Genomic DNA, 15,681 nt, shown 5'->3' on the forward strand with positions numbered 1-15,681 from the left:
CAATGGCGACGCGCGCCGCACCCTGAAGGTCCCGATGCATGGGGGGATGCTGGAGCGGGACCGGGGCGTGGGGTGGCGCACCGGGTCGACGCGCGTGCCATTGCTCGAAGAAACAACGAATGAGAGGCAAGGTTCCCTGCGCCGGTACGCGATTCGGGCGAGCACACGTCGGTGGAACTTTTTGTCGCATCCGGGCGTTGTTCGCCGCCATGCACGGCCACGTCATAGCGGCACGCCGAAAGCCTCGAAATTACGCGATCTTAGTGGTCTTCATGCTGATCGCGGGTGGCTGTGCAACAGTGCCCAACGCCAACAATGACATTGCTGAAGCAACCGCACTTTCGCCCAGCAGCCCCAGCATCCTTGGCCCGGAGGGGGTGCTGAGTGTTTCGCAAAGCCGCCGTCTGTTGAGCAGCATTGGCGGTGACACAGAGCAGGATGCACTCCTGGAGCGCCATCTTGAGGTCGAGCAGGCGCTGGCTGGCATTCCCCTTACCGTAGGCAATGCAACGGGATTGCTGCGGGACGGCGATGGCACTTTTGCCGCCGTGTTCGAAGCAATCGAAAGCGCACGGGATCACGTCAACCTTGAGTATTACACTTTTGAGGATGTAGTGTTCGATGGAACGCGTCTGAGCGACCTATTGATCGCCAAGCGCCGGGCGGGCGTTGCCGTCAACGTCATCTACGATTCCTATGGCTCCAGCACCACGCCTGGCGGATTTTTCAGGCGGCTCAAGGACGCGGGGGTCAATCTGCTGGAGTTCCGCCCTGTCAATCCGCTGGAAGCCGCGGCAAGCGGCTACTCGCCCAACGACCGCAATCACCGCAAGATCATGATTGTCGATGGGCGAATCGCCGTAATCGGCGGCGTCAATCTCGCAACCTATTATCAGAGCAAGACGCCCGGCAGCGACGGGACTGACAGGGAAGCGCAAGCCGGAGACGGGCGGCCAAACACCTGGCGCGATCTATCGATCCGCATCGAGGGGCCCGCCGTGGCACAGTTGCAGGGCCTATTCTTAGGTCACTGGCGAAGCGAAGGCGGGCCGAAGCTCAGTCAGGAGAATTTCTTCCCGAAGCTACCAGCGCGCGGCAGTGAGATCGTGCGCATCATCGGCAGCTCTCCGCAGCAGGACACGTCGCGCTACTACGTGACCTTGATATCGGCCATCCGTCATGCGGAACGGCGCATCTGGCTCACCACGGCGTACTTCGTACCCACGTTCGAGGAGAGACGCGAACTGATGGCAGCCGCCGAGCGCGGCGTGGACGTTCGGCTGGTCTTGCCCGCCGTCAGCGATGCTCCCCAAGCCGTCGCGGTCGCGCGCTCGCACTATTCCGATTTGCTGGAGGCAGGCGTTCGCATCTTCGAGATCGATCATGTCATCCTGCATTCCAAGGCAGTGACGATCGACGGCGTGTGGTCGGCCGTTGGCTCATCGAACCTCGATCACCGCAGCGTGCTGTTCAATGACGAGGTCGATGCCATCGTGCTTGGCAGGAAGGCGGCGCGGAGCTTGGAGCAAATCCTGGGAGAGAATCAGACGAAGGAGATCAAGCTGACGGACTGGAAGAAGCGACCGCTGACGGATCGTCTTTCCGAGCTCTTCCACCGCACCTGGCAATACTTCCTTTGAGCCAGTCCGATGGCGCAAATGTTCCAATGTCTGCCGCTACTTACATTGGGCATCTGCATTGTCCAATAGGCTGGAAGTCCGGTCTCGTCCATCAAAGTGACTTCGAAGTGCCACGAGACTGAAGCGACCCTTGTGCTCTAAGCGGTGCCGCTTTCGGGGGGAGCCACATGACACGTTATGCGGAAGGAACTCGCCTTGACAATAACTGTCAGTTCGTGAGACTTCCGACCGTCAAGTGAAGGTTTGATGACACAAGCCCATTCCGATGCCGAGGGTGCCGGCCCCTGATCGCGCTTGCGAGCATGCACCTGTCAAGAGGGAGACAAACGTGACATACCGATGGAAATTATACGCGGCCGCCGCGTCGTTTGCGGCGGTGCTGGCTATTGCTGGATGCGGTGAAGAGAAAAAGGAACAGCAAGCCGCAGCACCAGCGACGACCGAACAAGCTGCGCAGCCGGCAACCGGCGCGCAGACGGCGGCAACCGAAACGCAAGCCCCTGCTGCTGATCCGATGGCCGCTCTGGTTGAAGCGGCCAAGAAGGAGGGGCAGCTCACGACGATCGCTCTGCCGCACGATTGGTGCAACTACGGCGAGTTGATCCAGAGCTTCAAGGATAAGTATGGCCTGCAGGTGAACGAGCTCAATCCCGACGCCGGGTCCGGCGACGAGATCGAGGCGATCAAGGCGAACAAGGACAATAAGGGTCCGCAGGCGCCCGACGTGATCGACGTCGGTCTGTCGTTCGGCCCTTCTTCGAAGGCGGAAGGATTGCTCCAGCCCTACAAGGTTGCGACCTGGGACAGCATTCCGGATAGCGCGAAGGATGCGGAAGGATATTGGTACGGCGACTACTACGGCGTGCTCGCCTTCCAGGTGAATTCCGACATCGTGAAGACGCTGCCGCAGGATTGGAACGATCTGTTGAAGCCGGACTACGCCAACGCGGTCGCGCTGGCCGGCGATCCGCGCGCATCCAACCAGGCGATCCAGGGCGTCTACGCGGCGGGTCTGTCAGCCGCCGGCGGCGATGCTGCGAAGGCCGGGGAAGCGGGCCTGGCGTTCTTTGCCGACCTCAACAAGGCCGGCAACTTCGTGCCGGTCATCGGCAAGGCGGCCTCGCTGGCACAGGGCTCCACGCCGATCGTCATTCGTTGGGACTATAATGCACTGGCCGATCGCGACACACTGAAGGGCAATCCCAACGTCGAGGTGGTCATTCCGAAGACCGGCGTGGTCGCCGGCGTCTATGTGCAGGCGATCAGCGCCTACGCTCCGCACCCGAACGCGGCAAAGCTGTGGATGGAGCATCTCTATTCCGACGAAGGCCAGCTGCTGTGGCTCAAGGGCTACTGCCATCCGATCCGGTTCAACGACCTGGTGAAGAACGGCAAGGTGCCGCAGGAGATGCTGGACAAGCTTCCGCCGGCCGCTGCCTATGAGGCGGCCGTGTTCCCGACCCTGGATGAGCAGGCGGCGGGCAAGGAAGTGATCACCAAACAATGGGATTCGGTGGTCGGCGCGAACGTCCAGTAGCCCGGACCAACCGGTCCAACAGGCTTTTTGCCTTGCAACGCTCCCCCGCTCCCGCCAATGATCCGGCGGGGGCGGGGGAGGTCTGTATCCACCAGGCAGATCGCCGCCAGGTTCGCTAGAGAATTCAATGGCTCAAGAGGGGCAAGCCCTATCGCAGGCTTCCGCGCCGCCGGCGCGAACGGTTCAGCTCGGGCAGAATGCCTGGGCCTGGATCGGCGTCTCGCCGTTTTTCATCTTCGCGCTGATGTTCCTGATCTTACCGACCCTTTATCTGGTGATCGGTGCGTTCCAGGATGCGCAGGGCAACTTCACCCTCGTCAACGTCGCGCAGCTCTTCACCCAGGCCTCGATCCGCAGCGCGTATTGGATCAGCATCAAGATCAGCGTCGCGTCGGCCGTCATCGGTGGGCTGTTCGGTTTTGCGCTGGCGTATGCGGCGGTGATCGGCGGGCTGCCGCAATGGCTCCGGCCAACCTTGATGACCTTCTCCGGCGTGGCGTCGCAGTTTGCCGGCGTGCCGCTCGCCTTCGCCTTCCTGGCGACGCTCGGCCGGACCGGCCTCGTGACCACGCTGCTCGTCATGTTGTTCGATTTCAACATCTATTCCACTGGTTTCAACCTGCTCAGCTTCTGGGGCCTGACGCTCACCTATCTCTATTTCCAGATTCCGCTGATGATCCTCATCATCACGCCGGCCTTGGACGGCCTGCGACGCGAATGGCGCGAGGCCTCGGAGATTCTGGGCGCCAGCTACTGGCAATACTGGCGCTACGTCGCTCTGCCCATCCTGTGGCCGGCAATCGTCGGAACGACCCTGCTACTGTTCGCCAATTCCTTCGGCGCGATCGCCACAGCCTATGCGCTGACCGGCTCTTCGCTCAACATCGTGACTATCCTGCTCTATGCGCAGATCCGGGGCGACGTGCTGCATGACCAGAACCTCGGCTATGCGCTGGCACTCGGCATGATCGTCATCACGGGGCTTTCCAATGGCGCCTACATCTGGCTGCGCGCCCGCAGCGACCGGTGGCAGCGATGAAGCAGCAGAAGATCGGTTCCTGGATCGCGATCATCATCGGCACCCTCTATTTCGTCGTGCCGCTGATCGGAACCTTCGAATTCTCGCTGCGCATGCGCCGCGGGGAATACAGCTTCGATGCCTACCGGGTCGTGTTCGCAGACCCGCGGTTCCAGGCGACCTTCGGCTATTCCACGCTCATGGCGCTGCTCACCATCGCGGTGGGGGTGCTGATCGTCGTGCCGACATCCTATTGGATCCAGCTCCGCCTGCCCAAGCTGCGGCCGCTGGTGGAATTCATCACCTTGATGCCGCTGGTGATCCCCGCGATCGTCATCGTGTTCGGCTATTTGCGGCTTTACAACACATCTTCGATCCTGCCGCTGACGGGGAGCGCGCACTCGACTGACCTGCTGCTGGTGTTCAGCTATGTCGCGCTGGCCTTGCCCTACATGTATCGCGCCGTGGACACGGGCATGCGGGCGATCGACGTGCGCGTCCTGACCGAAGCCGCCGAGAATCTCGGCGCGCGATGGCCGACGATCCTGTTCCGCGTGATCCTGCCCAATGTGCGGGCGGCGATCCTGAGCGGGGCGTTCCTGACCTTCGCCACGGTCATCGGCGAATTCACCATGGCAAGCCTGCTCAACCGGCCGGCCTTCGGGCCCTATCTGCAATTGATCGGCGCCAACCGGGCCTATGAGCCGGCGGCGCTGGCCGTCATTGCGTTCCTGGTGACCTGGGCCTGCATGGGCCTCATCAACGTGGTCGGGCACGGGAAGCAGATCAAGGCGGCGCCGTGAATACGCGTCGTCTAAAGGGGAAGTAAGAATGGCGTTCCTGGATCTGAGCGACGTGCGCAAGAACTATGGGCCGAACACGGTCGTGCACAAGTTCGACCTGGACGTGGAACGCGGCGAATTTGTTTCCTTCCTGGGGCCATCCGGTTGCGGCAAGACCACGACGCTGCGCATGGTGGCAGGCTTCGAGGTGCCAACCGCCGGCGCAATCCGTATCGACGGCAGAGACATCACGCGCCTCAGGCCCAACCAGCGCAATGTCGGCATGGTGTTCCAATCCTACGCATTGTTCCCCAATATGACGGTGGCGGACAACGTCGCCTTCGGCCTCAAGATCGCCAACAAGCCGTCGAGCGAGATCAAGGCGCGGGTCGAGGAGATGCTGAACATCATCAAGCTGCCGCATCTCGGCGGGCGCTATCCCTACCAGCTCTCCGGCGGTCAGCAGCAGCGCGTGGCGCTGGCCCGCGCCCTCGCCATCAAGCCCCAAGTCTTGCTGCTGGATGAACCCCTGTCGGCGCTGGATGCCAAGATCCGTGTCTCGCTGCGCGAGGAGATCCGGTCGCTGCAGCGCAGCCTCGGCATCACCACCATCTATGTGACGCACGACCAGGAAGAAGCGCTCTCCATGTCCGACCGCATCGTGGTGATGAACGAGGGACGGGTGGAGCAGATCGGCACGCCGTTCGAGATCTACAATCACCCCAGAACCCGTTTCGTCGCCTCCTTCGTCGGCACGCTCAACATCCTGAAGGGCAAGGTGGTCGATCCCGCTGCCGGCAAGATCGTCATTGACGGGCAGGAGCTCTTCGCCTCCAAGCGCATCGCGCACCTGCAGGCTGGTGAAGCTTGTTCCGCGGCGTTGCGCCCCGAAGCGGCAAGCCTGCATCAGAGCGAGCTACAGGAGGCCGCCAAGATCGCCAGTGCTTTCGGCCGGGAAAGCGGCCCGCGCAACCGCATGGTGGGCACGATCGAGGAGGTGAGCTTCCTCGGCTCCGTCGTGCGCATCCGCGTGCGATTTAAGGAGAACGCGGTCTCGCTCGATACTTTCAATAATCCCAACACCACCCCGCCCGCGCGTGGAATGCAGGTGACCGTGAGCTTCGCGCGCGAGGATCTGCTGGTGCTGGAAGGGGCGGAGGGGTAGCCCTCTACGTCTTCGCCAGCTTGAGCTGTGCGCGCCGGCGGACGATCTGCTGATCGGCCAGTACGCCGATCAGGATCACCCCGCCGATCACCGCGAAATTGAGCGACGAAGGAATACCAAGCAGGTTGACCAGGTTCTGCAGCACTTGCAGCAGTATGGCGCCGAGCACGATGCCGAGCACCGAGCCTTCGCCGCCACGCAGCGAACAGCCGCCGAGCACCGCGGCCGCGATCGCGTAGAGCTCGTAGAAACTGCCGTGGGAAGCCGGCGAGATCGAGCGGGTATACATGGCGAGATAGATCGCCGACAGGCCGCACAAGGCGCCGGAGATCACGTAAGCCGCCGTGATGATGCGATGGGTACGGATGCCAGAATAGCGCGCCGCTTCCTCATTCTTGCCGACCGCAAACAGATACCGTCCGAACACCGACTTGTGCAGGACGATTCCCATGACAAGGGCGAGCAGGATGAAGACGATGAAGCTGTGCGGGATGAGGCCGAAGGCGCGACCCGTGGTCAGCCACTCCAGCGCTGGAAAATTCATGCCGAAGGCGAAGCCGGCCGTTCCGTCATTAGTGTAATAGCGGGCGATGCCGCGGTAGATCAGCAGGCCGCACAGAGTCACGACGAAAGGCTGCAGCCGCATTTCGGTGACCAGATAGCCATGCAGCCAGCCAAGCGCAGTGCCGGCCAGAACCATCAGCAGCATGGCCAACGGCCAGTTCATCTCGTAATTGACCAGGAGGTCGATGAAGATCACGCCGAGCAGCGCAAACATGGAGCCGACCGACAGCTCAATGCCGCCGGTAATGATCACGAAACCCATGCCGATGGAGAACATGCCGAACAAACCGATCAGGTTGGCTGTGTTCGCGATGTTGATGGGCGAGAGAAAGCGAGGATTGATGATGGCCACGATCGTTCCCACCACCAGGATGAGGACGAGAAGCGATAGGTCCTTCTTGAACATCATCGGATTTATCCTCCCATCGCCAGTTTCATCGCCGGCGGCTCCCGCAGGCTCTTGCCGATGGCGAGCTGCAGGACGCGATCCTCACTGAACTCGTTGCGCTCCAGGATGCCGCTGATGCGCCCCTCATGCATGACGGCGATCCGGTCGCTGACCCCGATCACCTCTTCCATGTCGCTGGAGATCATCAGGATCGCCACGCCGGCATCGGCAAGGGCGCGCATCAGCTCGTAGATCTCGCCCTTCGCGCCGACATCGATGCCGCGCGTCGGCTCGTCGAAGATGATGACCTTCGGGCTCATGCTGAGCCACTTGGCGAGGACGACCTTCTGCTGGTTGCCGCCGGAGAGCGAAGAGGTCCGGGTAGCGACCGACGGCACCTTGATCTTGAGCTTGGCCTTCTGCTGCTCGGCATTGCGGGTTTCGGCATTGTCCTGCACGAGAGAAGCCCGGGCATAGGCCGGCAGATTCGCCAGCGAGATGTTCTCCGCGACGGAGAAATCCAGCACCAGGCCGCTCTGCTTGCGGTCCTCGGGGATGAGATAGAGGCCGCGGTGGATGGCGTTGCGCGGTTCGGCGATCTCCAGAACCTGGCCGAGTAGCTTGATCTGGCCGCCCAGGCGCCGGTCGATGCCGAAAATCGCCCGGGCCAGCTCCGTGCGTCCGGAGCCGACCAGGCCGGCCAGCCCCAGGATCTCACCTCCGCGCAAGCCAAGCGTGACCGACTGCGATGGAAAGGCGGCGGTGCGGACCTCGGCAAGATCGAGCGCGACTTCCCGCGGCGGCGCGGCGGGCGGGATGTAGAGCGACTTCAGATCGCGCCCGATCATCAGGCGGATCATCGCATCGTGCTGGATCTGCGCGCGATCGAGCCGGCCGACCACCTTGCCGTCGCGCAGCACGATGACGCGATCGGCGCAGCGCTCCACCTCCTGCAGGCGGTGCGAAATGAAAATGACGCTCACATGGTTCTTCTTGAGGTCGGCGATCACGTCCAGCAGGCGCGCGGTCTCGCTGGCGGTCAAGCTGGAGGTCGGCTCGTCCATGATCACGAGGCGTGCGTCGAGCGACAGCGCCTTGGCGATCTCCACCAGCTGGCGCTGCGCCAGGGACAGGATTGCGACCGGTGTGGCGGGGCCGAAATCGGCGCCCAGCCGGCGCAGCAGAGGCGTCACCTTTTCGTGCAGTGCTCGCGTGTCGATCAGGTTGAGCAGCCCCCCAAAGCGCGGCTCACGCCCGATGAAGACGTTGGCGGCAACGTCCAGATTGTCGAACAGGTTGAGCTCCTGGTGGACGAACGCGATGCCGGCCTTGGTCGCATCCTTGACGCTCATCGCGGCGTGCTCTGCCGCGTCTATGCGGATGGTGCCCTCGCTCGGTGCCGTCACGCCGCCCAGGATCTTCATCAAGGTGGACTTGCCGGCGCCGTTCTCGCCGACCAGGCCGATGACCTCCCCCGGCGCGACCGACAGGTTGACGGCGGAGAGGGCAACGACCCCGGGATAGGTCTTGCCGATATCGATCAGGTCGAGAAACGGCGCGGCCGAAGCCGCTTGCAATGCTGACATGTGCCGGTCGTCGGTGCGAGGAGCGATGAAGCCGGCGCGATCATAGCACCGCGCCGGCTCCCCCTCCATCGGTCCGTCCCTATCAGCTTCGGCCCTGCTGCTTCTTCAGCTCTTCCCAGAATGCATCGACATTGGACTGGTCGATGATCTTGGTGGGCACGATGATCAGCTTGTTCTCTGGAATGAAGCTCTTGTCGCCTTCCAGGTACTTGGCCATCATCTTCATGCCTTCATAGCCCCACTGATAGGGCTGCTGCACCACCGTGCCGACGATGGTGCCTTCCTTGACGCCGCCCAGGGTCACCGGGTCCTCGTCAAAGGCGATGATCTTGATCTTGCCGAGCTGGCCGGAATTCTTCACCACCTCGTAGATCCGCGGCGTGTTGTAGGAGTAGAGCCCGGCCAGGCAGTCGATATCGGGATTGGCGGCCAAGGCGTCCTCGACATTGCGCTTGGCGCGCGCCATGTCGATGTCGTCCTCGCGGATATCCAGGATCTCGATCTTGGTGCCGCCGATGGCCTCCTTGATGCCTTCGACGCGCTCGCGGGCGTTGTCGTTGGCCAGGATGCCGACGAACATGATGCACTTGCCGCCGTCCGGCAGCGCCTTCTTCATCAGTTCGCCCGCCTGCACGCCGGCATCGATGTTGGAGCTGCCGATATAGGCGATGCGGTTGGAATCGGGCGCGTCGCTGTCGGTGGTGAACAAGGCCGCCTGGCTGGCAATGCGATTGAGCGCCTCCGTCGAGTGCTTCGGATCGTCCGGGCTGACCATGATGCCGGCGACACCCGCCGCCACCAAGTCATCCATCAGACGCTGCTGCACCGCGGCAGATGCGGTTTCTGGATACTTGAACACCAGTTCGTAGTTGGGCAGTTCCTCTTGCGCCTTCGCAACGCCGGCTTCCGCCGCCTTCCAGAAGTCGGATGCTCCGTTGACCACAAAGGCCAAGGTCTTCTTGTCGGCAGCCTCAGCGGCAATGCCGATGCTCATCGCCAGCGCCACGGCGGCACCAGCCAGAAAAAGTCGCTTCATCGTTTCCTCCCACGCGTACCAAAGTGCGTTTGCAGCAGCGATCGGACATTTTCGCCGCCGATCTTGGTCAGCTCATTTGTCTGACAATATCTCAATACGCGAGATAGGCGGGGGGCGTCAACGAAAGCAGCAATGATTACGCCAACTGCACAACCACACCTCAAAAAGATGCGTAATGCGCACGTGACAAAATGATAAAGCGCGGTCGATGCGCGAGTGCTATTGGCTTTGGCGCAGGTTGCGGATGCGATCGAACAGAACTGCCAGGATGATGGCGCCGCCGATGAAAGTCCCTTGCCAGAAGGCGTTGATGCCCAGGAGGCCCAGGCTGTTCCGAATGACCTCGATCAGGGCCGCACCCACGAGAGCGCCGAAGGCGGTGCCAACGCCGCCGGCGAGATTGGCGCCGCCGATGACCGCGGCGGCGATCACCTGCAACTCCATGCCGGCACCGATGTTGGTCGTGACTGCGCCAAGCCAGCCGGTTTGGATGATGCCCGCGATGCCCGCCGACAAGGCCGAGATGACGTAGACCGCAACCTTGATCGGGCGGACGGGGACACCGGTCAGGGTCGCCGCGTGCTCATTGCCGCCGATGGCAAAGACATGGCGGCCGAACCTGGTCCAGCGCAGAACGAAACCGGTCAGCAGCGCCAGCGCAATCATGTAAAGGACCGGGTTGGCGATGCCGAACAGCCACGCGCCACCACCCAGCGCGAGCAGCAAGTCGTGGTCCGGCCCGAACTGGAAAACCACGGTGTTGTTCGAGGCAACCATCGCCAGGCTGCGCGCGAGGGAGAGCATGCCGAGCGTCACGACAAAAGGTGGAAATCCGAGATAGGCTATGAGGATCCCGTTGAACAGGCCGACGATAATGGCCGTGCCGAGCGAGGCCAGAATGCCGATCTCGAGGCTGTAGCCGGCATTCATGGTGACGGCGAGCACCATGCTGCACAGACATAGGACGGATCCAACCGATAAATCGATGCCGCCGGTGATGATCACCAATGTCATGCCAAGGGCAATAATGGCGACGAACGTGACGTTCCGTGTGATGTTGTAGAGGTTTTTGCTGGTCGCGAACGATTCCGTGGCAAAGGACAGGAAGATGCAGGCCAGAATGACGGCGATCACGACCCAGAAGGTCTGGTTGCTGGTGATCGACGTCAGCCAGGTGTGCTGCTTCTGCTCAATCGTCTGGTCAAGGGTGGTTGTCATGGGTTATGCCCGCTCAATTGCGCCGGTGATGAGGCCGGTGACTTCCTCGGGTGAGCTGTCTGCGATCTTCTTGTCGGCGACCTTGCGCCCGCGGCGCATGACGATGACGCGGTCTGCGACCGAGAAAACGTCCGGCATGCGGTGGCTGATGAGCACAACCGCGAGCCCTTGATCGCGCAGGTGACGGATGAGGTTCAGCACCTCGGCCACCTGGCGGACGGAGATCGCGGCCGTTGGCTCGTCCATCAACACGATCTTGGCCTTGGACAGCATGGTGCGGGCAATGGCGACCGCCTGGCGCTGGCCGCCCGACATCTGCTTGACCAGATCGCGCGGCCGCGTCTCGGACTTGAGTTCTGCAAAGATCTGGCCGGCGCGCTTGTACATCGAGGCATAGTCGAGGATTCTGAAGGGCCCGACGCCGACGCGCAGCTCGCGCCCCAGAAATACGTTCGCCGCCGCCGTCAGGTTGTCGCACAGTGCCAGATCCTGGTGGACGATCTCGATCCCATGCCGCCGCGCATCCACCGGGCGATGCATGACAAGCTCGGTTCCTTCCAACCGCATCGCGCCGTGACTGGGCCGGAAATTGCCGGCAATCATCTTGACCAGGGTCGACTTGCCGGCGCCATTGTCCCCCATGAGACCCGTCACTTCGCCGGCTTCGAGCGATAGCGACACGTCGTTCACGGCCTGGATCGCGCCGAAATGTTTCGAGATACTAGCGAGTTCGAGAAGTGCCACCCGTCCTGCCTCCCGTTCCGCGTCGTTCGTTGTTGCCGGTCTCGCCTGAACCGTGAACGCGGTTTTTGCTGCGATGCACTCTTGCCCATCCCTGACGGGCGGAAAGCTGCGGTGAATTTATGCAAACACCATTCGGGGCGTCAATCTATTGTCTGAAGAATCAAGCCCCTCAAAGACCTCAACGATCCATTTTGTAGGACAAAATCGTTGACGCCTGCATCGCTCCGATATTAGCTAGCCGCGGGAGGGGCAGATGCTGATCCTCGTTACCGGCGCGACGGGAAAGGTTGGGCGGAACCTGATAGCTCGCCTGCTCGAGGACCCGCGATTCTCCGCGGCTCGCATTCGTGCGCTCTGTCACACCCGCACCTGGGGAGCGCATGAACGCGTCGAAATTGCGCGCGGCACGATCGCCGACCGCGCCGTCGTCAATGACGCGTTGGCCGGCGTCACGCACGTCGTGCACCTCGCCACCTGCAAGGAAACGCCCCTCGACGTCATGGACGTTACGGTAAAGGGCCTGTTCTGGTTGCTTGAGGGGTTTCGCCTCAGCGCGGCGGCCCGGCAGTTCATCCTGATTGGCGGCGATGCGGGCGTCGGCCACTTCTACTATCGGCATGACGGACCAATCACCGAGGACGCGCCGCACATGGCCTATCCCGGTTGCTATGCGCTGTCCAAAGTTCTCGAAGAAGTGATGCTGGAACAGTTCGGAATCCAGTACGGTCTCAACGGATGCTGCCTGCGCGCGCCTTGGATCATGGAGAAGGATGACTTCAAATACTCGTTGTCATTCGGCGACGACGTGTTCGGCGGGCCCGACTGGAAGACAATGGTGCCGGCGGAGGACGCAAGACGCTATGCCAAGGACGGTACCGTTCCGCTCTTGAGCGATGCCGACGGACGACCTCTCAAGAGGAATTTCGTTCATGTCGACGATCTGGTCTCCGCCATCGTGGCGGCGATCGACAATCCGCGCGCGGAGCGGCAGCTTTTCAATGTATGCATGGACCGGCCGGTCGATTACGGCGAAGTGGCCGCGTATCTGCGTCGCACCCGCGGGCTCAACTCCGTCGAGATCCCGAGCCGGTACCACTCGAACTGGATGGACAACAGCAAGGCGAAGTACCTGCTCGGTTGGAAGCCGGATTATGACTTGGAGATGCTGATCGACTCGGCCTGGACCTACCAGCGTTCGAAGGACGACCCGCGTAGGGTCTGGTATCCGGGTTGATTTGTATGGCGGGCACAGCGTGCCCGTGTGTTCAACGAAAGGAAAGTGTGCATCAGCGGGAGGAATGAATGAAAAAGCTATCCTTACTCATAGCCGCAGCGGCTCTGGCGTTGAGCGCCGGACCGGCGCTGGCCAAGAAGCAGCTCGTCATCGTGGTGAAGGGCCTCGACAATCCGTTCTTCGAGGCAATCAACCAAGGCTGCCAGAAATGGAACAAGGAGAACGCAAACTCCGAATACGAGTGCTTCTATACCGGCCCAGCATCGACCTCTGACGAGGCGGGCGAGGCGCAGATCGTCCAAGATATGCTCGGCAAGGCGACGACGGCGGCAATTGCCATTTCGCCCTCCAATGCCAAGCTGATCGCGCAGACCATCAAGACCGCCAATCCGTCGGTGCCGGTAATGACGCTCGATGCTGACCTCGCGAAGGAGGATTCGGCGCTGCGTCTGACATATCTCGGCACCGACAACTACCTGATGGGCTATCGCATCGGCGAATACATCAAGAAGCACAAGCCGAATGGCGGAACCGTCTGCACGATCCAGGGCAATCCTGGTGCAGACAACATCCTGCGTCGTGCGCAAGGCACTCGTGACGCGCTCAGCGGCCAGCAAGGGCTGCCGGCGCTGAAGGGCGAAGGCGGATGGACGGAAGTGGCAGGTTGCCCGGTCTTCACCAACGACGATGGCGCCAAGGGCGTACAAGCGATGACCGACATTCTGGCCGCCAATCCGAAACTCGACGCCTTCGCGGTCGAAGGTGGCTGGCCGCTGTTCGGCGCACCGCAGCCGTACCGCGACCTGTTCAAGCCGTACGCGGATCGCATCGCCAGCGGCGATTTCGTCATCTCCGCCGCGGACACGATCGGTGACGAAGTCGCGATCGCCCGCGAAGGTCTGGTGACAGCCCTGGTCGGCCAACGGCCGTTCGAAATGGGCTACAAGGCGCCATCGGTCATGATCGATCTGATCGAAGGCAAGAAGGTAGAAGACCCGGTATTCACGGGCCTCGACGAATGCACCAAGGACACGGTCGATACCTGCATTCAGAAGTAAGGCGGATACAAATCTGCAACGAGGGGCGCCTGGAAACAGGCGCCCCTTTTTTTGCTTCAAACAATTGGATGCGATGTTGTCCGCGTGGCGCACGGTCTTGCTCGCATGCGATTCCAGAGCGCGACCGCTCTCGACATGCTTCACCTCGAAAGAATGAGCGCGAATCCATGTGGTTGGTCGGCGAAAGGCTACTGCCAATTCTTGTCACTGGGCTGCGGTAGAACTCAACACGTGCAAGGAAGTGAGAGAACAGCGACAGGTTTTAGGGAGTCGGTCATGTCACAAATGATTTCACGCAGATCAGATTGCTTCCAGTTGCAGGCGCAGAGCGAAGCTTCGCTTGGCTGGACCGGTGATTTCTTGTTGGCATTTCCGCGCGCACTGGTGCGCACACTGCGGCGCGCCTGGACGAGGCATGCCGACGAAAAGCTGCTGCAGGAACTGAGCGATCATCAACTACGCGACATTGGAATCCGGCGGGAGCACATCCCGCACATTGTCCGCAATGGATGGGATATTTGAGGAGCCCGGCCGTGTGCATCGATATGATGCAAAGCCGGCATGTTAGAATCCGCATATATGACAGGCGCTTAGGGTGCCTGTCGGAATAGGAGTATACGTACACGCTGCCGTGAATTGTGGACGTCGGTCGACAGGCTAAGTTGCTTGTTATATCGATGTCCCAATTCACGAGCGGACAAAATTGCCTTCCATGGCCCAGGCAGCGGCGCGGCTCAGTTCCTACATTCCCTGGCTCGACCGGTCGGGGCGGGTTTCCACGTTCAAAGCACTGGTGTTCGCGCTGTTGCTCTTGCCAGGGGTCTATGTGGCGTGGCAATTGGCGATCGGGGGCTATGCGCGGCCCTACATCCTTGCGAATCATGATCTCGGCGACTGGGCGATTCGGCTGCTCTTCGTCACGCTGGCGGTGACGCCGTTCCGCCAGTCGCTTGGTCTGCCGAAGCTGATCCTGGTACGGCGCATGATCGGCGTGGCGGCGTTCTGCTACGCCCTGGCGCACTTTCTGTTCTTTGCGCTCGACAAGTCTCTGCAGTTCGACGTGGTCGCGCGCGAGATTGCGCTGCGTTACTACCTGGCGATCGGTTTCGTCGGCTTACTGATCCTGCTGGCGCTGGCCGCCACCTCCACCGATGGCATGGTGCGGCGCATGGGCGGCAAGAAATGGGCAGCCTTGCATCGCCTGGTCTACGCGGCGGGCGTACTCGCGGTCGTGCACTTCTTCATCCAATCCAAGGCGGACGTGACCGAGCCCTTCATCATGGGCGGGCTGTACTTGTGGCTGATGCTGTGGCGCTTGCTGGCGCGACGCGGCCGGCTGCAAGGTGGGATTCAGTCCGTCGTTGTCCTGGTCTTGTTGGCTGTCGTCTCGGCCGCTGCAGCGGCCGGTGCGGAGGCGATTTACTATTACCTCAAGACCGGAGCCGATTTGACGCGAATTTTAGCAACCAACTGGATGACGGGAATCGGCCTGCGGCCTGCCTCGGTAGTCGGCGGCGCCGGTCTGGCAGTCGCGGTAGGTGCGGCATTGCAGCCACTCTGGAGCAGGCGTTCGGGAGGCCGGCGGCAGGTCGCGGCGGCCTGAGGACGACTGCCCTAACGTTTCCTTAATTTGACCTGCGCTTTGCTGGCAATCCCAAAGCAGAATCTCGACCGGCCATGTAGGAAACCTGGGACGTTTCAGCCCTGATCG

Annotated in this window: 14 protein-coding genes; 9 read left to right on the plus strand and 5 right to left on the minus strand. The window is 61.7% G+C overall.

Features of this window, described 5'->3' with window-relative positions; genetic code table 11:
• Positions 1–407 precede the first annotated feature (407 nt).
• The 5 genes from DTX69_RS09185 to DTX69_RS09205 all read left to right on the plus strand — a co-directional run bounded on the left by DTX69_RS09185 (position 408) and on the right by DTX69_RS09205 (position 6,142).
• A complete protein-coding gene (locus DTX69_RS09185; RefSeq protein ID WP_162917031.1) occupies positions 408–1,640 on the plus strand; it encodes a phospholipase D-like domain-containing protein in 1,233 nt (410 codons plus the stop codon).
• 328 nt (positions 1,641–1,968) lie between these two features.
• On the plus strand, positions 1,969–3,177 hold the full coding sequence (locus DTX69_RS09190) for an ABC transporter substrate-binding protein (RefSeq protein ID WP_284735652.1): 1,209 nt from the start codon (positions 1,969–1,971) through the stop codon (positions 3,175–3,177).
• Between the two features lie 127 nt (positions 3,178–3,304).
• The gene (locus tag DTX69_RS09195) at positions 3,305–4,216 is read left to right on the plus strand and encodes an ABC transporter permease (protein ID WP_119301239.1); all 912 of its coding nucleotides are present in this window, start codon (positions 3,305–3,307) and stop codon (positions 4,214–4,216) included.
• Complete coding sequence (locus tag DTX69_RS09200) at positions 4,213–4,998, plus strand: ABC transporter permease (RefSeq protein WP_119301240.1); 786 nt, start codon at positions 4,213–4,215, stop codon at positions 4,996–4,998. The genes DTX69_RS09195 and DTX69_RS09200 overlap by 4 nt, the downstream gene beginning before the upstream one ends.
• Before the next feature lie 28 nt (positions 4,999–5,026).
• Complete coding sequence (locus DTX69_RS09205) at positions 5,027–6,142, plus strand: ABC transporter ATP-binding protein (protein ID WP_119301241.1); 1,116 nt, start codon at positions 5,027–5,029, stop codon at positions 6,140–6,142.
• 4 nt (positions 6,143–6,146) lie between these two features.
• Here DTX69_RS09205 and DTX69_RS09210 read toward each other — a convergent pair whose 3' ends face one another.
• From DTX69_RS09210 to DTX69_RS09230, 5 genes are all read right to left on the minus strand, one after another.
• Positions 6,147–7,115: an ABC transporter permease gene (locus DTX69_RS09210; RefSeq protein ID WP_284735653.1), complete on the minus strand. Its 969-nt coding sequence runs from the start codon at positions 7,113–7,115 to the stop codon at positions 6,147–6,149.
• Between the two features lie 5 nt (positions 7,116–7,120).
• Positions 7,121–8,749 (minus strand): sugar ABC transporter ATP-binding protein, encoded by a 1,629-nt coding sequence (locus DTX69_RS09215; RefSeq protein ID WP_284735654.1) that lies wholly within the window; start codon positions 8,747–8,749, stop codon positions 7,121–7,123.
• 13 nt (positions 8,750–8,762) lie between these two features.
• A complete protein-coding gene (locus DTX69_RS09220; protein ID WP_119301242.1) occupies positions 8,763–9,716 on the minus strand; it encodes a sugar-binding protein in 954 nt (317 codons plus the stop codon).
• A gap of 219 nt (positions 9,717–9,935) precedes the next feature.
• Positions 9,936–10,934: an ABC transporter permease gene (locus tag DTX69_RS09225; RefSeq protein ID WP_119301243.1), complete on the minus strand. Its 999-nt coding sequence runs from the start codon at positions 10,932–10,934 to the stop codon at positions 9,936–9,938.
• 3 nt (positions 10,935–10,937) lie between these two features.
• Entirely contained in the window at positions 10,938–11,678 is a 741-nt protein-coding gene (locus DTX69_RS09230) for an ATP-binding cassette domain-containing protein (protein WP_119301244.1), read from the minus strand.
• A 253-nt stretch (positions 11,679–11,931) separates the two neighbouring features.
• Between DTX69_RS09230 and DTX69_RS09235 the strand changes: the two genes are divergently transcribed.
• The 4 genes from DTX69_RS09235 (at position 11,932) to DTX69_RS09250 (ending at position 15,573) form a co-directional block, all read left to right on the plus strand.
• Positions 11,932–12,912: an NAD-dependent epimerase/dehydratase family protein gene (locus DTX69_RS09235; RefSeq protein ID WP_119301245.1), complete on the plus strand. Its 981-nt coding sequence runs from the start codon at positions 11,932–11,934 to the stop codon at positions 12,910–12,912.
• Between the two features lie 68 nt (positions 12,913–12,980).
• Positions 12,981–13,970, plus strand: a complete 990-nt coding sequence (locus DTX69_RS09240; protein WP_119301246.1) for a sugar-binding protein — start codon at positions 12,981–12,983, stop codon at positions 13,968–13,970.
• A gap of 276 nt (positions 13,971–14,246) precedes the next feature.
• On the plus strand, positions 14,247–14,492 hold the full coding sequence (locus DTX69_RS30070; RefSeq protein ID WP_162917032.1) for a DUF1127 domain-containing protein: 246 nt from the start codon (positions 14,247–14,249) through the stop codon (positions 14,490–14,492).
• A gap of 190 nt (positions 14,493–14,682) precedes the next feature.
• Positions 14,683–15,573 carry a protein-methionine-sulfoxide reductase heme-binding subunit MsrQ gene (locus DTX69_RS09250; protein WP_119301248.1) on the plus strand — a complete coding sequence of 297 codons (891 nt, stop codon included), beginning with the start codon at positions 14,683–14,685 and terminating at the stop codon, positions 15,571–15,573.
• Positions 15,574–15,681 lie beyond the last annotated feature (108 nt).

The sequence above is a fragment of the Dongia deserti genome (assembly GCF_003574735.1).
Taxonomy (GTDB): domain Bacteria; phylum Pseudomonadota; class Alphaproteobacteria; order Dongiales; family Dongiaceae; genus Dongia_A; species Dongia_A deserti.